Source organism: Xanthobacter sp. ZOL 2024, from assembly GCF_052932325.1.
Window position 1 is genome coordinate 2,976,931 of the sequence record NZ_CM128808.1, and the last position, 18,771, is coordinate 2,995,701.

The window sequence follows — 18,771 nt, forward strand, 5'->3', positions numbered from 1 at the left end:
ACCACGGCGTCCGCGCACCCCTGCTTGCGTTGTCTCGCTTTGCGTTATCTTGCGGGCGCGGCAGTGGAAGACGGGGGAGGCGGGGATGGAACTACGCTTGACCAAGGTGGTGCTGGTGGCGGCGCTGGCGGCCTATGCGCTGCTGGTGGCCTACGGCAACCTGACCGATTACGCCTCGAACTATGCCTTCGTGTCCCATGTGCTGAGCATGGACACCACCTTTCCCGGCAACGCGCTGATGGGCCGGGCCATCACCGATCCGCGCCTGTGGCAGGCGGCCTATGCCGCCATCATCGCCGCCGAGGCGCTGTCCGGCCTGCTGTTGGCGCTGGGCGCCGTGCAGCTGCTGCGCACCCTCAAGGCGCCCGCGCCGGCCTTCGAGCGCGCCAAGCGCTTCGTCTATCTGGGCGCCAGCCTCGCCTTCCTGCTCTGGTTCTTCGGCTTCATGGTGGTGGCGGGCGAGTATTTCGCCATGTGGCAATCCCATGACTGGAACGGCCAGGAGAGCGCGTTCCGCATCTACATGGCGGTGCTCGGCGTGCTGCTCCTGGTGGCGCTGCCAGATCGCGACCCGGCCTGAGAGCACCCTGCCGGGCCCCTTTGAGCGTCCTCCACAGCTGAGATGCTTGCTTCTCCTGCCCGGCCCCCGCTAGGTTGCGCGCCCCGGTCCGAATGGGCCAATCATGCTGCCCCAAAGGTGTCGCCGTAACAGCGCGCTACAGGGGCGCGGCCCCACTGGACCGGACGGATAACCGCCGGAAGGGCGAGGGAGGAAAGGGTGTCGCCAGTCGTCAACGCGATCCGCACGCAGGCGGATGCGGCGCCATGCGCCGTGTCCCTGGAGGGGGTGCGCATTGCTTTTCCCAATGCCAAGCCCGGCGGTGCGCCTTTCATTGCCGTGGATCAGGCCAGCCTCGACATCGCCGATGGCGAGTTCGTGGCCATCGTCGGCCCCACCGGCTGCGGCAAGTCCACTCTGCTCAACGCCACCGCCGGGCTGCTGACGCCGGCCTTCGGCCGCGTCTCCATCTTCGGTGAGCCGCTCTCGGGGCTCAATCGCAAGGCCGGCTACCTGTTCCAGGCGGAAGCGCTGTTTCCCTGGAAGACGGCGGTGGAGAACGTGGCCATCGGCCTCGACATTGTCGGCACCCCCAAGGACGAGGCGCGGGCCGAGGCCCGCAAATGGCTGGCGCGGGTGGGCCTTTCCGCCTTTGCCGATCGCTATCCGCACATGCTCTCGGGCGGCCAGAGGAAGCGCGTGGGCCTCGCCCAGGTGCTGATCCGCCACCCCAAGATCCTGCTCATGGACGAGCCGTTCGGCCCGCTCGACGCCCAGACCCGGCAGATCATGGGCAATTTGCTGCTGGACCTGTGGAGCGCCGACCGTAAGGCGGTGCTGTTCGTGACCCATGACCTGGAGGAGGCCATCGCGCTGGCCGACCGTGTGGTCATCATGGGCGCCGGGCCGGCGGCCCGCATCATCGGCGAATGGCGGGTGCCCATTCCCCGTCCCCGTGACATCGACGTGCGGCTCGATCCGGTGTTCCACCAGCTGCACCGGGAGATCTGGGCGGCGCTGAAGGAAGAAGTGGTGAAGGGCTACAAGCAATCCGAATCGGCGGAGCAGGGGGCATGACGCGCAATCGGTGGTCTCTCCTGGCCCTGCAGCTCCTGGTCGCGGTGGTGCTCATCGGCCTGTGGCATGTGGGCGCCACGGTGAAGTGGAATCTGCCCTCCCTCTCCGCCAAGCCGTTCTATGTGCTGGACCCGTTCTTCTTCTCCACGCCGGGGGCGGTGTTCGCCCGCACCTGGGCGGATTTCTATTCGGGGGCCATCTGGTATCACCTGGGCATCACTTTGCTCGAAACCCTGCTGGCCTTCTTCATCGGCGCGGCCGGCGGCGTGCTCATCGGCTTCTGGTTTGCCCGCAAAGCAGTGCTGGCGGCGGTGTTCGATCCTTATGTGAAGATGGCCAATGCGCTGCCACGGGTGGTGCTGGCCCCCATCTTCGCCTTGTGGCTCGGCCTTGGCATCTGGTCCAAGGTGGCGCTGGGGGTGACGCTGGTGTTCTTCATCGTCTTCTTCAACGTCTATCAGGGCGTGAAGGAAGTGAGCCCGACCCTGCTGGCCAATGCCCGCATGCTGGGCATGAGCGAGCGCCAGCTCATGCGGCACGTGTTCTGGCCCTCCGCGCTCACCTGGATGTTCTCCTCGCTCCACACCGCCGTCGGCTTTGCGCTGGTGGGCGCGGTGGTGGGCGAATATCTCGGCTCGGCGGCGGGGCTCGGCTATCGCATCCACCAGGCGGAAGGGGTGTTCGACGTCACCGGCGTGTTCTCGGGCATGCTGGTTCTGTCCATCTTCGTGATCCTGATTGATACGCTGGTGAGCGCCATTGAAAAACGGCTGTTGGTGTGGCGTCCCGCGCCCGCCACGGCCCAATGAGGGGGAGGAAACCCATGGGTGTGTTCAAGACGATGACGGCCGGCGTGCTGGCGCTGGCGGGATTGGCGGCCACCTTTGCGGCGCCGGCGGCGGCGCAGCAGGCGGAGAAGCCGCAGGTGACCATCGGCGTCGGCGGCAAGCCGCTGCTCTATTACCTGCCGCTGACCGTCGCCGAGCGGAAGGGCTTCTTCAAGGACGAGGGACTCGACGTCTCCATCAACGATTTCGGCGGCGGTTCCAAGTCGCTGCAGGCGCTGGTGGGGGGCTCGGTGGATGCGGTGACGGGGGCCTATGAGCACACCATCCGCATGCAGGCCAAGGGCCAGGACATCGCCGCGGTGATCGAGCTCGGCCGCTTCCCCGGCATCGTGCTGGTGGCCGGCAAGGACAGCGGCATCAAGAGCGTGAAGGACCTGAAGGGCAAGAAGGTGGGCGTGACCGCGCCCGGCTCCTCCACCAACTTCTTCGTCAACTTCCTGCTCGCCAAGGACGGCCTGAAGCCCGAGGACGTGTCGTTCGTGGGTGTCGGCGGCGGCGCCTCCGCGGTGGCGCAGATGAAGCACGGCGGCATCGACGCCATGGCCAATCTTGACCCGGTCATCACCAAGCTGGAGACCGACGGCGACGTGGTGGTGCTGGCCGACAGCCGCACCGAGGAGGGCAGCACCGCGATCTTCGGCGGCGCCAACCCGGCGGCGGTGCTGTATCTGAAGCGCGATTTCGCCACCCAGAATCCCGTCACCACCCAGAAGCTGGTCAATGCCTTCCACAAGGCGCTGGAATGGCTGAAGACCGCGACCCCGGAGCAGGTGGCCGAGGTGGTGCCGCAGGAATATCTGCTGGGCGACAAGGCGCTCTATATGGCGGCGGTGAAGAACTCCATGCCCATGTATTCGCTCACCGGCGTCATTCCCGAGGACGGCATGAAGAATGCCCTGGGCATGCTGGTGGAGTTCGATCCCGAGCTCAAGGCGGCCAATGTGGACCTGTCCAAGACCTTCGACGGCTCCTTCGTCGCCAAGGCGGGACAGCACTGAACGACACGGATTCACCGGCGGGGCCCCCGCCGGTGATCTTTGTGCAAGATCTTTCGCTCTTGCCCTTGAAACGCCGCAGTTGGTCCCTATATTCCACTCAACCCAGTCGCAACGCGCGTTTTCAGCGCGTGCGGGAGACGGACGGATGTACTCCGATCTCGCTGTGGCAAGGGTGTTCGTTCCTCCGCTTGCATTTTTCGATATGCGCGGAGGAGCGGACCGACTGGGACAGTTCGTCGTTCGGCCTGCTTTCTCTCGTTTCCTTCGGGCCACGACACAAAAGCCTTCCTTCTTCGGATTGTCCTGCACCGGGCGTTGGCAGCGCCGGGCCGTTCATGGCCCCGCGCCAACGCCGGGCTCGCACGCCGAGCCTGAGCAAGGAGGCCTGTCATGGCCACGGGAACTGTGAAATTCTTTAATGCCCAGAAGGGCTTCGGCTTCATCCAGCAGGATGAGGGCGGTCCGGACGTGTTCGTCCACATCTCCGATGTGGAGCGTTCCGGCATGTACGGCCTGAACGACGGGCAGAAGGTGTCTTTCGACGTCGTCCCCGACAACCGGGGCAAGAGCAAAGCGGCCAATCTCGCCGCGCTCTGATCTCGTATCCTCTGCACTGCAGACGAAAGCCCGGGCCTCAGGCCCGGGCTTTTTGCGTTCCGGAGGGCGCGCGTTCAACGCTGGACGTAGACGGTGGCGCCCACCCGCACCCGATTGTAGAGGTCCACCACATCGTCATTGGTCATGCGGATGCAGCCGGAGGACACCGCCTGGCCGATGGTCTCCGGCTCGTTGGAGCCGTGGATGCGGTAGAGGCTGGAGCCCAGATACATGGCGCGGGCGCCGAGCGGGTTGTCGATACCGCCGGGCATGTAGCGCGGCAGGTCCGGGCGGCGCTTGAGCATCTGCGGCGGCGGGGTCCAGCCCGGCCATTCGCGCTTGGCGCTCACCGTCTTCACCCCGGACCACCGGAAGCCGTCGCGACCAACCCCCACGCCATAGCGGATGGCCTGGCCCGGCGCCGTCACATAATAGAGCCGCCGCTCCGAGGTGCGGATGACGATGGTGCCGGGGCGATACTTGGAATCGAATGCCACCGACTGGCGCGGGATGGGCGAGGAGCCGCTCACCATCCCCACGTCGGCGGAGTTGGTGTTGAACAGCTTGTTGAGGTTGAACGGATCGAAGGGAAAGCGGTCGTCGGCCTGGGCCGGAGCGGCCAGCAGGAAAGCGGAGGCCGTTGCGGCGGCGATCAGAGAGGGGCGCCGCAAGACGTTCCGCAGCAGCTTCGTCACATGCATCATGGCGTTCGGTCTCGTCTCAAGGGCCAGCCGGAAAGCTGGCCGGTCTCAGCGACACGCACCGCCCCCGCGTGTGCGACTTCACGTTGTCGCCACAAATGGGGCATGCCTGCAACTTCTTTGTGGCATCGGCGTTCCCCGGTGCACGCGAGTGTGATGGCGCCTGGCGCCCTCAATCGCCGGCCCCATCCGTGTTCAGGAAGTGCAGCAGCGCGCCATTGAAGGCCTCCGGCGCCTCCAGGAACGGGGCGTGGCCCACGCCCTCGAACAGGGCGAGGCGCGCGCCGGGGATGATCTCGGCGAGGAAGTGGGCCATGGCCGGCGCCACCACCTCGTCATGAGTGCCCTGGGTCACCAGCACCGGCACATCCAGCGCCCGCAGCACCGCGTCGTAATCGGCGGTGCGATCGAACAGGTTGGCGCGCACCTGGGCGGGCACCACCATATTGAAGGCCAGCAGGGTTTCCATCAGCTCCCGGGGCTGCTCGGCGGCGAAGCAGCGACGGAGAAAGGTGCGGGTGGCGGCGATGTTATCCGCGAGGTCGGCCGAGCACATCTGCCGCATCAGCCGGTTGCAGGTGCCGTAGAACTCCCGCGCATTGTGGGTGGCGGCATCCACGAACACGATGCCGGCGATGTCGGCGGTGCCGTGATGCAGGAGATAGTCGCCGATGATGCGCCCGGCGTAGGACCAGCCCACCAGCACCGGGCGGCTGAGGCCCGCGGCGCGGATCACCGCTGCCAGCTCGTCCGCCCACAGGCGGCCATCCCTGTAGGCGGCAGGGTCGAGCGGCTTGTCGGAGCCGCCATGGCCCCGAAAATCATAGGTGACCCTGCGGAATGGAGCCAGGACCTCGGCGCCGGTCTGCTGCGCCCAGCACAGGCCGCATTGGGAGAAGCCGTGGATGAACAGCAGCTCGGGCCCGCTGCCCGCTCCCCATTCCTGCACCCGGATGTCGAGTTCATCGGGGGTGCGGACGGCGAGGGTGCGGGTGGCGGTGGGGAGCAGGGTCATCGGGGCCTCGCGGCAGGAGGGGGAAGGCGGTGGCTCGGCTCTTATGCGGGAGGGTGCGTTAAAGCATCTGCAACCGGTTTCCGGCAGGAACAGACACCACGACGCGCAGTGCGGGCAAGGCCCGCCGTGTCATGCTGGAAACGGCGCACCAGAGGGAGCCCATCATGTCGAGACGCCTCATGCCACAGATGCCGGTGCCGCGATCGTCCGCACCCCGCATCGTCGCGGCGGCCCTGGCCGGCCTGCTGGCCGGCGCGACGTTCAGCGCCCCGGCGGCGGCCGCCGAACATTACATGGCGCTCGGGCTGCCCTTCTTCGAGCCCTATCGGGTGGGCATCGCCACCCTCGATATCAATGCCGGCAAAGTGAGTGGCACCCTGGCGCCGCCCGCCGGTGATCCGCGCGCGCCGGTGCCGGTGTCCGGCACCCTCACCGACGGCGTGCTGAAGCTCACCGTGGGCAGCGGCAACGAGGCCTATGACCTCGCCTTCACCGAGGACGAGCGCGGCCTGCATCAGATCTGGGACGAGACCATCAACCTCGGTGGGGTCGATCCGGTGAACCTGTTCCGCCCGGCCGGTGATTTTTCCGCGCCGGCCCTGGCCCTGCAGCATCTGGACGAGAGTTGGTGCGGCCAGATCTATGGCGGGCTGTCGGTGGTGCTGCGCGCCAGCGCCCTGCACGCCACCCCGGTGGCCCCGGCCGCGCTGGGCGACCTCAACGTGCCGGTGTCGAGCATGACCCACGGCACCGGCACCATGAAGCTCAAGGATCTGTGGAGTCGCCTGCGGCTGGCCGCCAAGGGTGATGACGACGACCTCACGGTGGATGTCGTGGTGCCGGTCGGCGCCGAGGCCGAGCTCGCCAAGACCCTGCGCGGCGACGCCGCCGTGGCGGCGGTGGCCCTGCCCAACGGCTGCTCCGAGACCGCGCTCGCGGTGGTACCGCGCACCCGGCTGGCCGATGGCGCCGCGGTGTCCGATGCCAAGCTGAAGACCTATCTGGAAGGCGCCCTGAACCGGCTCTATTCCGGCCTTGCCGCCGATGGCGCGGGCATCGGCGGACGCAAGTTCCAGCTCACCGGGGTCAGTGTCACCAAGGGTGCCAACGGCATGCCGGTGTTCAACGCCACGGTGACGGCGGACACCGAGGCGAGCCGGGTGGAGAAGGGGGGGTGGGATCAGTTCAACCTGTCCATCCTGCCCCTCGTGACCGCCACCGATGCGGGCGACACCATGTCCCTCATTCCCACCGTCACCGACCTGAAGACGGCGAAGAAGAGCGGCCCGCAGCTGCCGGCCGATGCCGCCTTCAAGGTGGTCGACGACAGCGCCTACGCGGCGGCGATCGCCCACCGGCTGGTGTCGTGGCTGGCGGCGGCGGAGGGCTCGCGCTGCGCATTCCTCACCCGTTCGGCCTTCGATGAGCCGGATGGGGCCTACAGCTGCACCAACCAGGTGCTGGACGACGTGCCCCATCCCGACGACAACTGATCGCGCCGCCGCCGGCGCCTGGCCTCAGGCGCCGGCGGCCGTGGCGCGTGCGTCACCGGTCTTGTGGTCGTCGTGCTCATGATCATGCTCATGATCATGAGCGGCGTGATAGGCGGGCTCGCTCATGCCGCGCTTCCAATAGCCGGCGACCGCGAGCATGGCCGCGGCCATGTTGCGATCGGCCCGCAGGTGCCCCCGCAGGGCGCGGGCGGCGGCGGATTCGGTGGCCACCCAGGCGGCCCAGCCCGGGCCGCCGATGCCATGCGTGCCCCGCACCGCCGCTTCCAGCAGATCGGTGGTGCCGGGGGCCGCGCCATCGCGATACAGATAGGTGATCTGCACCCCGGCCGGTCCCTCCAGCGGCTGCGCATCGGCGGCTTCGGCCACCTCCAGAAACGCATGGCCGCGCACATGGGCCGGCAGCTCTTCCAGGATGGCGGCGATGGACGGCAGTCCGGTCTGGTCTCCGGCCAGCAGAACGTGATCCGCCGGCGGCAGGGTTCGTCCACCGGGACCACCGACCCCCACCAGATCGCCACGACGGGCGCGGCGCGCGAAATCGGCACCGGGCCCGCCCGCCTCATGCAGCGCGAAATCCACCCAGAGCTCGCCGCGCGCGGCGTCGAAGCGGCGCACGGAATAGGTGCGCGGCACGGGACGGAAAGGGGCGGGCGGCCAGATGGCGCCGCCGTCCTTGTCTGGCATGGGCCATTGCGGCGTGGCCAGCCCCGGCGGCGGAATCAGCAGCTTGATGTTGGGGCCGCTGCCGAAGCCGGCCAGCTCCGCGCCGCCCAGCACCACACGCCGCATATGCGGCGTCACCTGCTCCGCCCGCCGCACCTCGAGTTCGCGCATGCCGCGATAGCGACCGGTTGGCGTTCCGCTCACAGCGGCTTCTCCCTGCTTTCGGGACCAAGAAAGAACTGCAGGCCCCGCAGCAGCGCATAGGGGGCGGCCGAGCCATGGGTCTGGCCCGGGAGGACCTCCAACTGCACCTCGACTGGCCGGCCGGGAATGGCGGCGATGCGCGCCTCCAGCTCACGGGCGGCGTCCACCATGCGGCGTGCGGCCATGCGACGGGCCCTGGCGGGGGCATCGGGCGCGGCGCGCAGGGCGGGGTGCAGCTCCTGCTCATAGGCGCCCACCGTCAGCAGCAGTCGCGGATGGTTCTGCGGGGGATGCGCGCAGAAGGCCGCCGCCTCCTTCAGGATGGCGCCGTCGGCCCACCAGATGGAGGGGCTTGCGGCGATGTAGGTGGAGAAGGCCTGGGGCCGCGTGAACAGCACATGCAGGGTGAACAGGCCGCCGAACGAATGCCCCATCAGGCCCTGGCGGGCGGTGTCGATGGGAAAGGAGGCGGTGAGCGCGGGCTTTAGCTCATCCTCGATGAAGGCGAGGAAGGCATCCGCCGCGCCGGTGTCCTCCGCCTTGAGATAGGTGCCGCTGCCGGCCGTCGTCGGCACCGGCGTGAGGTCGCGGGCCCGGCGCCGCATGTTGATGGCGAGATCGCCGGGATAGCCGATGGCCACCAGAATGGCCGGCTCCAGCAGGCCGCCCATGGCCCCACCCTGGGTGCGCGAGAGATCGGACAGGGTGCCGGCCACCGCATTGCCATCGAGCACATAGAGCACGGGATAGCCGCCGCGTGGCGGCGGCTCGGTGGGCAGGGCGATGAAGATGCGATAGGGCAGGCCGGCCTTGGAGGTGAGCTGCAATTCCTGGGAATGGGGCAGCACCACCGGCCCCGCTGTGGCGGGGCCGGCGCCGGTGAGGCTGGCGAGCGCGCTGGTGAGGATGCCGGTGGCCACGGCGGCGCTGCGCGCCAGACGCGAGAGCAGGGGAATGGTCAATAGCTTGCCTTCACCTTCAGCCAGTAGCCGCGTGGCTCGCCGTAGAAATTAAATACGGAGACCGAGCCGACACGCTGGTAATAGACTTCATCGAAGATGTTCGTGACCGTGAAGGTCGCGAGCCAATTGTCGTTGAATTTGTAGCCGATCTGTCCGTCGACCACCGTATAGCCATCAGCCGTAAGCTTCACGCCGGCCGACTTCGTATAGAAGCTGGAGAGGATCTTCAACCCGCCAGCCAGATGCAGGCCCTGCAGCGGCCCGTCCTGGACTTCATATTTGGCCCACAGATTATAGTTGTTGCGCGGCGTGTAGGTGCTGAACCCGGCGAGCAGCTGGGCCGCGGTGGCGGTGAGATATTGGGTGTCGGTGTAGGTGTAGCCGGCATAGATCTCCCAGCCCGGCGCCGGCTTGCCGCTCACCTCCAGCTCATAGCCCTTCACCTCGACCTCGCCGGACGCGACATACACATTGGCGGTGTCGGTGGAGAGCGCGCGATTGTTGTCGCGGATCAGGAAGGCGGCGGCGGAGGCGTTGAGCGCGCCGTTGAAGAAGGAGCCCTTCACGCCGCCTTCATACTGGAAGCCCTCGCGCGGCTGCAGCGCGGTGCCGGCGGCATCGAGCTCGGTCTGCGGCACGAAGGTCTTGGTGTAGCTGCCGTAGAACGACACGTCCTTGGTGACGTCCAGGACGAGGCCGACATAGGGCAGGAAATTGCCGTCCACATCCACCGAGGAGCGGGTCTGTGTGATGGCGCCGGCATTGGCGACGGTGACCGTGGACGTGGAGTCGTACCAGGAGAAGCGGCCACCCAGCAGCACGTGCAGCCGGTCGAACGGGTTGATCTTGGTCTGGGCGTAGAGGCCGTACTGGGTCGGATCGGTGACGCTCTGCTGATTGTACACCGTGGTCGGCTCGGCCACTGCCCACGGATTGAAATTATAGAGGTTGTAGGTGCCGGCAATGCTGGTGGAGGTGGGCGACAGCTGGGTCTGGTCCACCAGGCGGAAATCGGCGCCGACGGTCAGGCTGTGGCTCTGGCCGAACAGCTCGAACGGGGTGGCCACGTGGGCATCGCCGGAGAAGGAGGTTTCAGACACCTGCGCCGCCGTGTAGCGCATGGTGAAATCGCCGAGGGCGCCCGGTGTGGTGCGCAGCGCCGAGCCGCTATAGGCGTATTTGTAGTCGATGTCGCGATCGGAATAGCGCAGCGAGGCCTTGGCCTCGCCGCCATTGTCGAGGTCGTGCTTCAGCTCCACCAGATAGTCGGTGGTCTCGTTGTTGAAGCGGTTCCAGCCGGCGCCGATGAAGGTGGAGCGGGGCACGTTCAGGAGCTGCCCGGTGCCATTGCCGAGGTTGATGGCCGGCAGGCCGTTGAAGGGCAGGATGTCCCGTTCCTGGTGCCAGGCATAGAGCGAGAGGGTGGTGTCTTCCGTCAGGTCGAAGTCAAGGGCGCCATAGCCGACCCAGACCTGGTTCTCGTTCACGTCCACGAAGCTGTTGCGGTTCTGGAAGGCGCCGCCGATGCGGGCGCGCACGGTGCCGGCCTCGTTCAGCTTGCCGCCGGCATCCACCTCGGCGCGCACGAAGTCCCATGAGCCGTAATCGAGGGTGGAGGTGATGAAGGGCTTGGCCAGCGCCGGCTTCAGCGTGCCGTTGATGATGCCGCCGGGCCCGGCGTTATTGCCCGCCGAGCCCCCGTAGAACAGGCCCGCCGGTCCCTTCAGCACGTCCACCCGATCGAAGATGAAGAGATCCGGCTGGGTGCCGAGGATGGAGGAGAGCGGCGCCGGCAGGTTGTTCACCAGTAGCGTGTCGATCTCGAACCCGCGCGAGAAGATGGAGGAGCGCCCCGGGTCGTTGGAGAGCACCACCATGCCGGTGGTGTGGCGCATGGCATCTTCGAGCTGGGTGAAGTTCTGATCGTCCATGCGCTGGCGCGTCACGGTCGAGATGGATTGCGGAATCTCGCGCACCGGGGTGGGGCTGCCGACGCCGATGGTGGTGACGTTGGCGGTGTAGGTGTCCAGCCCTTCGGTGAACACCTCCTGCTGCAGCTTCTTCTCCTCCTGCACCTGCACGGTGTCGAGGGCGATGGCATTGGCGCCGGCCTCCTGCGCCTGTGCCGGCAGGGCGGTCAGCAGGCCCAGGGCGACGCCGGAGAGCACGCAGCGCGACAAGAGTGTGCCCGAGAACAGCGGGCCCGAGAACAGCGCGCCCGACAGAACCGTGCCGGACATGAGGTGGGCCAGCCGCATCGCTGAGGTTCGCTCAAATGCCATCATGAAAATCCCCACTTCGCGCAAGTGTCGCCTGAAATGCGCCGGGCGTGGCGCCGGTGTCTCTCGGCCTGCCGCGGCTCGTGGGGTTCTTTTACCGGAGAGCTTCCCGCCACCTCCAGACGGAAGGGCTTTGCCGGAGCGGAGAATGTGTTTGCGAAATCATCATCCCCTTTGAATTCGAGTGGTCAATGACAAAATTCGTGTTGGCCAATGGCGCAGTCTTCAGTTCTAATTTTGGAATAATACTAAATTCAATGGAATGGTGCGGCCTTGACAGGGGCCTGCGGACTGCCTCTTGTCGGATCATGAGTGATCCCGACGCGCCCTCGTCCTCGCGCCCATCGGCGCCGGCGCCGATCGCGCCCGCGACCGGCGCCGCGCGCACGGCCCTGGTGCGTCAGTCGGACATTGCGGCTCTCTCGCGCCTGACCGGGCGCGATTTTCGCGTGGTCACGCCGAAGCTGGGCGCCGACGGGGCGCTGCTGCGCGGGCGCTATGTGCTCGGCCCGCTGCGCTCCGGCCTGGTGCTGCACGCCACCGATGCTCGCGACCTGCATGACACCACGACCCGGGTGGTGCATGGCGCCGGCCTCACTGTCAGCCTGTTCCTGGAGGGGGAGGCCGACATTCAGATCGGCGGCCGGGGCCTCCATCTGGGGGTGGCGGACGGGACGGCCGGCTCGCTGATGGCGCGGGCCGAGCCCGATCTGTTCGTGCGCCACGGCCGGCGGGGCACCCGGGTGCGCAAAGTGAATCTCTTCATGCCGGAGGGCTGGCTGGAGCAGGTGCAGCGCGATGATGTCGCCCACCGCGCCGTGCTGGCGTTCGCGCAGGATCATCGCGCCTGCGCCCAGTGGCGGCCCAGCGCGCACATGCTGGCCCTGGCCGAGCAGATCCTGGCGCCGCCCCAGTATGGTCCGCTGCTGGCGGGGCTCTATGTGGAGAGCCGCGCCATGGAGCTGGTGGGCGAGAGCCTCGCCGCCCTGGGGGCGCCGCTGCTGGAGAGCGCGGCGGCCGCTCGCCCGCGTGAGCGGCAACGCATGTGGGCGGTGCATGATTTCATCGAGGCGCAGCTGCATCTGGACCTCAGCCTCGACGAGATCGCGCGCGAGGCGGGGATGAGCGTGAATTCGCTGCAGCGGGCCTTCCGCGCCGCGTTCGGCACGACGGTGTTCGACTATGTGCGCCGGCGCAAGCTGGAGCGCGCCCGCGACGGCCTTACCGCCGAAGGGCTGACGGTGGCTCAGGCGGCCTATGTGGCCGGCTATGGCTCCGCCGCCAATTTCGCCACCGCCTTCAAGCGCGCCTTCGGCGTCTCGCCCAAGGCCTGGCGGGACCGGGGCGGGCGCGGCAACTGATCCATCATGGGGGAGCGCGTGCTGGCGGCTCCCGGACGGTGAGTTATATCCTAATAGATTGCATATTATCTATTGTGATGTTATCGAAACTCATGTCTCCACATATGGCTCCCCGACCCGATCGCCTCATCTTCGGCCAGCTCGTCACCCGCGTGGCGCGCTATTGGCGGCGCGCGATCGACCAGGCGCTGGCCGAGAACGGCCTCTCCCAGGCCACCGCTTTGCCGCTGCTGGTGCTCTCGCGCCTCGGCGATGACCTGCGCCAGGGTACCATTGCCGACGAGCTGGGCCTGGAGGGGCCTTCTCTGGTGCGGATCGTCGAGATGCTGGTGGCGGAGGGCCTGGTGACCCGCCGCGAGGATCCCACCGACCGCCGCGCCAAGCTGCTGCGGCTGACCCCGCAGGGGCGGGCCCAGGTGGAGCGGATCGAAGCCACGATCGCCGCGCTGCGCACGCGGCTGTTCAGCGAGCTCACCGACGCGGAAGTGTCCGCCACGGTCCAGGGCCTCAGCAAGCTGGAGCGCGCCTTGAGCCCGGAGCGCGGCACGTGAGCGCCGCGCCCTTCGGCATCGGCCGCCACGAGCTCATGTTCTCGCTGAAGGCGTTCCTGGCCGCGGTTCTGGCCTTGTGGGTGGCCCTCAGCCTCGATCTGTCGAAGCCCTATTGGGCCATGGCCACCGCCTACATCGTCATGCAGCCGCTGGCGGCCGCGGTCACCGCCAAGGCGGTGTACCGGGTGATGGGCACGGTGCTCGGTGCCGGCGCCGCGGTGGTGATGGTGCCGAACCTGGTGGCGGTGCCGGAGCTCCTGTGCCTCGCGCTCGCCGCGTGGGTGGGGGGGTGCCTGTTCATCTCCCTGCTGGATCGCACGCCGCGCAGCTATGTGGCCATGCTGGCCGGCTACAGCGCCGCCATCATCGCCTTCATGGCGGTGACCGCTCCGGAGACGGTGTTCGATGTCGCCCTGTCGCGCACCCAGGAGATCATCGTGGGCATCGTCTGCGGGGCCCTGGTGAGCCGGGTGGTGGCGCCGCGCCATCTCGGCCCGTTGCTTACGGCGCGGCTCGACGGCTGGCTGGCCGATGCCGGCCGCTGGGCCGGCGACGTGCTCGCGCCGCGGCCCGAGCCGCAGGCTTCCGCCCGCGATCGCCGGCGCCTCGCCACCGACACGGTGGAGATGCTCGCCCTCACCACCCATCTGCCTTACGACACCTCTGAGCTGCGGCATCTGGCTGGCCAGGTGCGGGAATTGCAGCAGCACATGACGGCGCTGCTGCCCATCCTGTCCGGGCTCGAGGACCGCCTTGCCGCTTTGCGCGCGGGCGGCCCGCTCGATCCACGCCTCGACGCGCTCATGGGCGACATCGCCGAGTGGATCGCCAGCGATTGCGCCGCGCCGCTTCCGCCGGCCGACGAACTGCGCGCGCGCCTGGAGGTCCTGGCCGAGGCGCTGCGGCCGGAGGCTGCTGCCGGCGCTTGGCGCGGACTTCTGGTTGCCACGGTGCTGGATCGCCTGCGCGAGCTGGTGGAGGTGTGGGCCAATGCCCGGATGCTGCGGGCCGATCTGCGCGACGGCCGCGCTCGTGCCCCCCGGTTCCGTGCCGTCATCGCCCGTTATGCCGGCGATCCGCAGCTGCATGTGGACGTGCCGCTGGCCGCCCTCGCCGGGCTGGCCGTGGGTATCAGCATTCTGATGTGCTGCGCCCTGTGGATCGCCACCGGCTGGAGCGAGGGCAGCGGCGCCGCCCAGATGGCCGCCATCTTCTTCTCCCTGTTCGCCGTCATGGACAATCCGGTGCCGGTGATGCGGCTGTTTGCCCGCTATACCCTCCTGGCGACCATCGCCGTGGGCCTGTTCGCCTTCACGCTGCTGCCGCTCGCCGACAGTTTCACCGAGCTGGTGCTGCTCATGGCGCCGTTCCTGCTGGTGTTCGGCGCGTTGATGGCGACCCCCCGGCATGGGCCCCTGGGCTTTCTCATGTGCGTGAACATGCCCCTGGTGACCATGCTCGACACGCGCCTTCACCTGGACCTGGCCGCGCTGATCAATGCCAGTGCCGCGTCCCTGGTGGGCATGGTCATCGCCACCCTCACCGCGGCCGTGCTCACCGCCATGGGCGTCGAGCAGAGCGTCGCCCGGCTGCGTCGTGCCAACAGCCGCGATCTCGCCGGCATCGCCGGGGGGCAGGGCGGTCGCGACACCGCGGCCCTGGTGCGGCGGCTGGTGGATCGCTTCGGCCTCATGGTGCAGCGGCTGGTGGCCCTGCCCACGGGGGCGGCGCCGCATCCCGAGCAGGCGCTGGTGGACCTGCGGATGGGGCTCAACATGGCCGATCTGCAACGGGTGCGCGGGCAGCTTCCGGCGGCGCCGCGGCAGCAGGTGGAGGCTCTGCTCGAGGCCCTTCGGCGCCACTTCCGCCAGCGCGAGACGGCGCGGGTCGCGGACCCGGGCCTCGCCGCTGCGCTCGACACCACCATTCGACTGCTGGCGCAGGGGCCGCAGGCGTCGCCGCCCGTGGCCACCGCGCTGCGGGCCCTGGTGGGGCTGCGGCACGGCCTGCTGCCCGGCCTTGCCCCGGATCCGCAACCCGCGCCCGCCGCCACCTGGAGCCTTGCCACATGAGCGGCGATCTCGATCTCTACGGCCTGTTCGTGCCCGAACTGCTGGTCGCCGCGGTGCTGGCGCTGGCGGTCCAGGGGCTGCTGCGCCGGCTGCTGGCCCGGGCCGGTCTCTACCGCCTGCTGTGGCATCCGCCGCTGGCGGATGTGGCGCTGTTCGTCATCTGCCTCGGCGGCCTCACCTTCCTGATGCATCGGATCTGACGATGAACCCGTTTCTGTCCCGCCTCGGCCGGCTGCTGCCCACCCTTGCCCTTGTGTGCGCGGCCGGCGTCGTCGCCCACGGCCTGTGGCTCTATTACATGGACGCCCCCTGGACCCGGGATGGCCGCATCCGCGCCGATGTGGTGCGGGTGGCGCCGGACGTCTCGGGCCTGGTGGAGCGGGTGAGCGTCACCGACAATGCCCATGTGAAAAAAGGTGACCTCCTGTTCGCCATCGACGGCACGCGCTTCAAGCTGGCGCTGGAGCAGGCCGAGGCCGCAGTGGCCAGCGCCGAGGCGGTGCAGCGGCAGGCGCAGCGCGATCTCGACCGCTATCGCCAGCTCACCGAGACCGCCGTGAGCCGCCAGAAGATGGAGGAGGTGACCACCGCTGCCGCCCAGGCCGAGGCGGCTGCCCAGAAAGCCCGGGCCGATCGCGATCTGGCGCGGCTGAACCTGGACCGCTCGCAGGTGCGCGCCCCGGTCAATGGCGTCATCACCAATTTCACGCTGCAGCCCGGCAACTATGTGGCGGCGGGGCAGGCGGTGACGGCCCTGGTGGATGATGACAGCTACCACGTGCAAGGCTATTTCGAGGAAACCAAGCTCGATCGCATCCATGTGGGGGATCGGGCTGTGATGCGGCTCATGGGCGCGTCGACCCCCATCGAGGGACATGTGGTGAGCATCGCCGCCGCCATCGAGGATCGTGACCGCACCGATTCCGCCAATCTGCTGGCCAATGTGAACCCCACCTTCAGCTGGGTGCGCCTCGCCCAGCGGGTGCCGGTGCGGGTGAGCATCGATGCGGTGCCCGACGACGTGAAGGTGGTGGCGGGCCGCACCGTGTCGGTCAGCATCGTCAACTGACGCCATCGGGCCGTGGACGACGCAGGGCTCAGCTGCGCGACGTGTCCGTCGCGGCGCCGGTCCGCACCGGCTTGGCTGGCGGCAAAGGCGCGCCCGCCGGGGGCAACCGGCTTCCGGGCGCTGGCGCCGGCGTCGCTTTCGCCGCCTCCGCATCCTTCATCAGGCGCTCCAGCTGGGCCAGCTGGCTCGCCGCCTTGGGCGAGAGGGTGAGCGGGCGCATCGCGCTGGCCAATCCCGGCACCTCGATGGGCGCCGGCGCCGGATCGAGCTTGGGGATCGGCGAGGAGACCCCGGGGATCGGCTTGATCTCGATGCCCTGGTGGGCATAGGCCATCACCTTCTGCCAGGTCATGGCCGGCAGGGCGCCGCCGGTCATCTTGTTCATGGATGCGTAGTCGTCATTGCCGAACCAGACGCCGGCCACGTAATTGCCGGTGAAGCCCATGAACCAGGCGTCGCGATAGGCATTGGTGGTGCCGGTCTTGCCCGCCACCTTGGCGTTCACCAGCCGGGCACGGCGGCCGGTGCCATTTTCCACCACGTTGTTCAGCATGGAGTTGATGTCGACCAGCTGTGGCCGGGGAATGATCTGCACCGGTGCCGGTGCATCGTGGTCGAAGCGCCAGACCACGTCGCCATTGCCGATGCGCATCTCCACCACCGCATGGGGGTAGACGGAGTGCCCGCCATTGGCGAACACCGAATAGGCGGTCACCATGTCCACCAGCGTCACCTCGGCGGCACCGAGCGGCAGCGGGGCGGAGATGGGCAGCGGCGTGCGCAGGCCCATCTTATGGGCGAGATCCACGATCTTCTTGCGTCCGAACTTCTCCGCCAGCCGCACCGCCACCGTGTTCAGCGAATGCTGCAGCGCCGTCTGCAGGGTGATGGAGCCCATGTAGGAGCGACCGTAATTCTGCGGGCACCAGTTGCCGAGGCAGATGGGGGCATCCTGGACGATGGTGGACGGCTTGAAGCCGTTCATCAGGGCGACGGTGTAGACGAACGGCTTGAACGAGGAGCCGGGCTGGCGCAGGGCATCGGTTGCCCGGTTGAACTGGCTCTCGCCATAGTCCCGCCCGCCCACCATGGCGCGCACGGTGCCGTTGGGCTCCATCACCACGATGCCGCCCTGGGTGACCTTGTAGTCGCGCCCGAATTCCCGCAGCGACTGGTCGATGGCGGCTTCCGACACCTTCTGGATATTGGGATCGAGGCCGGTGCGCACGACGAAGTTGCGCTCGGTGACCGAGGAGGGCAGCTGGTCCACCAGCTTCTTCACCTCGCCGAAGGCGTAATCGAGATAATATTCGGGCACCGCTTCGTCGCGACGATCCACCGGGGTGGCGGGATTGCGCCGGGCGCCGAACACCTGGCCCTCGGTCATGAAGCCGGCTTCCACCAGATTGTCGAGCACGGTGGAGGCGCGGGCGCGGGCCGCCGGCAGGTTCACGTGCGGGGCATATTTGGAGGGCGCCTTGAACAGGCCGGCGAGCATGGCCGCCTCGGCCAGATTCACCTCCCGCACCGATTTGCCGAAATAATAGCGGGCCGCCGCATCCACCCCATAGGCGCCGCCGCCGAGATAGGCGCGGTCGAGATACAGCTTCAGGATCTGGCTCTTGGTGAGCCGCGCTTCCAGCCAGATGGCCAGGAACGCCTCCTTGATCTTGCGCTCCAGGGTGCGCTCGTTGTTTAGGAACAGGTTCTTGGCGAGCTGCTGGGAGAGCGAGGAGCCGCCCTGCCGCACGCCGCCGGCCCGCGCGTTGGTGACCAATGCGCGCAGGGTGCCGGAGAGGTCGATGCCCCAATGCTCGTAGAAGCGGCGGTCCTCGGTGGCCAGCGTCGCCTTGATGAGATTGTCGGGGATCTCGTCCAGCGGCACGGTATCATTCTGCTTCACCCCGCGCTCGCCGATGACGTTGCCATAGCGATCGAGGAAGGTGACGGCGAGCTCGGTGCGCTTCAGCCAGTCGTCGGAGGTCTCGTGGAAAGCGGGAATGGCGAGGGCGAGCAGGACCACGGCGCCCACCGTGCCCAGGGTGAACGCTTCGGAGGCGAGGCCGGCGAAGAAGCGGCTGGCGCCGGTGAGGTTGAAGCGTTCGGTGAACGCCGCATAGGCCGACAATGCGCGCCGGGTGCGGCTGCCCAGGGTGAACAGCGACGAATCGAGCAGCGCGTCGAAATCCAACAGCGCATGGCGCAGCCGGGCGAGAAAGGAGGGGCGCCGGGGCTCGGTCACGGCATCTGGCTCAGCATTTACGGCCGCGCGCGGCCGGGTGTGGCCGTGTCCGTGCCGGA

At 68.1% G+C, this 18,771-nt stretch carries 17 protein-coding genes; 11 read left to right on the plus strand and 6 right to left on the minus strand.

The window, feature by feature from the left end:
* Window positions 1–85: 85 nt before the first annotated feature.
* The 5 genes from ACU4E7_RS13620 to ACU4E7_RS13640 all read left to right on the plus strand — a co-directional run bounded on the left by ACU4E7_RS13620 (window position 86) and on the right by ACU4E7_RS13640 (window position 4,079).
* Window positions 86–580, plus strand: a complete 495-nt coding sequence (locus ACU4E7_RS13620; protein WP_238121509.1) for a DUF2165 family protein — start codon at window positions 86–88, stop codon at window positions 578–580.
* A gap of 273 nt (window positions 581–853) precedes the next feature.
* Window positions 854–1,636: an ABC transporter ATP-binding protein gene (locus tag ACU4E7_RS13625; protein WP_443266049.1), complete on the plus strand. Its 783-nt coding sequence runs from the start codon at window positions 854–856 to the stop codon at window positions 1,634–1,636.
* Window positions 1,633–2,445 carry an ABC transporter permease gene (locus ACU4E7_RS13630; RefSeq protein WP_238121513.1) on the plus strand — a complete coding sequence of 271 codons (813 nt, stop codon included), beginning with the start codon at window positions 1,633–1,635 and terminating at the stop codon, window positions 2,443–2,445. The genes ACU4E7_RS13625 and ACU4E7_RS13630 overlap by 4 nt, the downstream gene beginning before the upstream one ends.
* Before the next feature lie 14 nt (window positions 2,446–2,459).
* Entirely contained in the window at window positions 2,460–3,482 is a 1,023-nt protein-coding gene (locus ACU4E7_RS13635; protein WP_238121514.1) for an ABC transporter substrate-binding protein, read from the plus strand.
* 390 nt (window positions 3,483–3,872) lie between these two features.
* Complete coding sequence (locus tag ACU4E7_RS13640) at window positions 3,873–4,079, plus strand: cold-shock protein (protein ID WP_238121517.1); 207 nt, start codon at window positions 3,873–3,875, stop codon at window positions 4,077–4,079.
* 74 nt (window positions 4,080–4,153) lie between these two features.
* On the opposite strand, the gene ACU4E7_RS13645 is transcribed toward ACU4E7_RS13640, so the two are convergent.
* Together ACU4E7_RS13645 and ACU4E7_RS13650 are read right to left on the minus strand one after the other, a co-directional pair.
* A complete protein-coding gene (locus ACU4E7_RS13645; RefSeq protein WP_238121519.1) occupies window positions 4,154–4,783 on the minus strand; it encodes a L,D-transpeptidase in 630 nt (209 codons plus the stop codon).
* A 169-nt stretch (window positions 4,784–4,952) separates the two neighbouring features.
* Window positions 4,953–5,795, minus strand: coding sequence for an alpha/beta fold hydrolase (locus tag ACU4E7_RS13650; RefSeq protein ID WP_447019169.1), 843 nt, complete (start codon window positions 5,793–5,795; stop codon window positions 4,953–4,955).
* Between the two features lie 164 nt (window positions 5,796–5,959).
* Here ACU4E7_RS13650 and ACU4E7_RS13655 point away from each other — a divergent pair, with 164 nt between their 5' ends.
* Window positions 5,960–7,288, plus strand: a complete 1,329-nt coding sequence (locus ACU4E7_RS13655) for a hypothetical protein (RefSeq protein ID WP_447019170.1) — start codon at window positions 5,960–5,962, stop codon at window positions 7,286–7,288.
* Window positions 7,289–7,312: 24 nt separating this feature from the next.
* Here the strand turns inward: ACU4E7_RS13655 and ACU4E7_RS13660 are convergent, their stop codons facing one another.
* From ACU4E7_RS13660 to ACU4E7_RS13670, 3 genes are read right to left on the minus strand one after another with little or no spacing between them, the layout of a single operon-like run.
* Entirely contained in the window at window positions 7,313–8,176 is an 864-nt protein-coding gene (locus tag ACU4E7_RS13660; RefSeq protein WP_447019171.1) for a siderophore-interacting protein, read from the minus strand.
* Window positions 8,173–9,138 (minus strand): alpha/beta hydrolase, encoded by a 966-nt coding sequence (locus ACU4E7_RS13665; RefSeq protein ID WP_447019172.1) that lies wholly within the window; start codon window positions 9,136–9,138, stop codon window positions 8,173–8,175. The genes ACU4E7_RS13660 and ACU4E7_RS13665 overlap by 4 nt, the downstream gene beginning before the upstream one ends.
* Window positions 9,135–11,423: a TonB-dependent siderophore receptor gene (locus ACU4E7_RS13670; RefSeq protein WP_447019173.1), complete on the minus strand. Its 2,289-nt coding sequence runs from the start codon at window positions 11,421–11,423 to the stop codon at window positions 9,135–9,137. The genes ACU4E7_RS13665 and ACU4E7_RS13670 overlap by 4 nt, the downstream gene beginning before the upstream one ends.
* 302 nt (window positions 11,424–11,725) lie before the next feature.
* On the opposite strand from ACU4E7_RS13670, the gene ACU4E7_RS13675 reads away from it, so the two are divergent.
* The 5 genes from ACU4E7_RS13675 to ACU4E7_RS13695 all read left to right on the plus strand — a co-directional run bounded on the left by ACU4E7_RS13675 (window position 11,726) and on the right by ACU4E7_RS13695 (window position 16,470).
* Entirely contained in the window at window positions 11,726–12,778 is a 1,053-nt protein-coding gene (locus tag ACU4E7_RS13675; protein WP_447019174.1) for a helix-turn-helix transcriptional regulator, read from the plus strand.
* Between the two features lie 104 nt (window positions 12,779–12,882).
* Window positions 12,883–13,329: a MarR family winged helix-turn-helix transcriptional regulator gene (locus tag ACU4E7_RS13680; RefSeq protein WP_238121529.1), complete on the plus strand. Its 447-nt coding sequence runs from the start codon at window positions 12,883–12,885 to the stop codon at window positions 13,327–13,329.
* Window positions 13,326–15,401, plus strand: a complete 2,076-nt coding sequence (locus ACU4E7_RS13685; RefSeq protein WP_447019175.1) for an FUSC family protein — start codon at window positions 13,326–13,328, stop codon at window positions 15,399–15,401. Before ACU4E7_RS13680 ends, ACU4E7_RS13685 begins: the two co-directional genes overlap by 4 nt.
* Entirely contained in the window at window positions 15,398–15,601 is a 204-nt protein-coding gene (locus ACU4E7_RS13690) for a DUF1656 domain-containing protein (protein WP_447019176.1), read from the plus strand. Before ACU4E7_RS13685 ends, ACU4E7_RS13690 begins: the two co-directional genes overlap by 4 nt.
* Window positions 15,602–15,603: 2 nt before the next feature.
* On the plus strand, window positions 15,604–16,470 hold the full coding sequence (locus ACU4E7_RS13695) for an efflux RND transporter periplasmic adaptor subunit (protein WP_447019177.1): 867 nt from the start codon (window positions 15,604–15,606) through the stop codon (window positions 16,468–16,470).
* Between the two features lie 28 nt (window positions 16,471–16,498).
* Here ACU4E7_RS13695 and ACU4E7_RS13700 read toward each other — a convergent pair whose 3' ends face one another.
* Window positions 16,499–18,712, minus strand: coding sequence for a transglycosylase domain-containing protein (locus ACU4E7_RS13700; RefSeq protein ID WP_447019178.1), 2,214 nt, complete (start codon window positions 18,710–18,712; stop codon window positions 16,499–16,501).
* Between the last annotated feature and the right edge of the window lie 59 nt (window positions 18,713–18,771).

Coding starts and splice junctions, on each gene's coding strand:
- ACU4E7_RS13680 (WP_238121529.1), top strand. CDS start 12,883: ATGGCTCCCCGACCCGATCGCCTCATCTTCGGCCAGCTCGTCACCCGC.
- ACU4E7_RS13645 (WP_238121519.1), bottom strand. CDS start 4,783: ATGATGCATGTGACGAAGCTGCTGCGGAACGTCTTGCGGCGCCCCTCT.
- ACU4E7_RS13675 (WP_447019174.1), top strand. CDS start 11,726: ATGAGTGATCCCGACGCGCCCTCGTCCTCGCGCCCATCGGCGCCGGCG.
- ACU4E7_RS13695 (WP_447019177.1), top strand. CDS start 15,604: ATGAACCCGTTTCTGTCCCGCCTCGGCCGGCTGCTGCCCACCCTTGCC.
- ACU4E7_RS13630 (WP_238121513.1), top strand. CDS start 1,633: ATGACGCGCAATCGGTGGTCTCTCCTGGCCCTGCAGCTCCTGGTCGCG.
- ACU4E7_RS13670 (WP_447019173.1), bottom strand. CDS start 11,423: ATGATGGCATTTGAGCGAACCTCAGCGATGCGGCTGGCCCACCTCATG.
- ACU4E7_RS13690 (WP_447019176.1), top strand. CDS start 15,398: ATGAGCGGCGATCTCGATCTCTACGGCCTGTTCGTGCCCGAACTGCTG.
- ACU4E7_RS13650 (WP_447019169.1), bottom strand. CDS start 5,795: ATGACCCTGCTCCCCACCGCCACCCGCACCCTCGCCGTCCGCACCCCC.
- ACU4E7_RS13640 (WP_238121517.1), top strand. CDS start 3,873: ATGGCCACGGGAACTGTGAAATTCTTTAATGCCCAGAAGGGCTTCGGC.
- ACU4E7_RS13655 (WP_447019170.1), top strand. CDS start 5,960: ATGTCGAGACGCCTCATGCCACAGATGCCGGTGCCGCGATCGTCCGCA.
- ACU4E7_RS13620 (WP_238121509.1), top strand. CDS start 86: ATGGAACTACGCTTGACCAAGGTGGTGCTGGTGGCGGCGCTGGCGGCC.
- ACU4E7_RS13635 (WP_238121514.1), top strand. CDS start 2,460: ATGGGTGTGTTCAAGACGATGACGGCCGGCGTGCTGGCGCTGGCGGGA.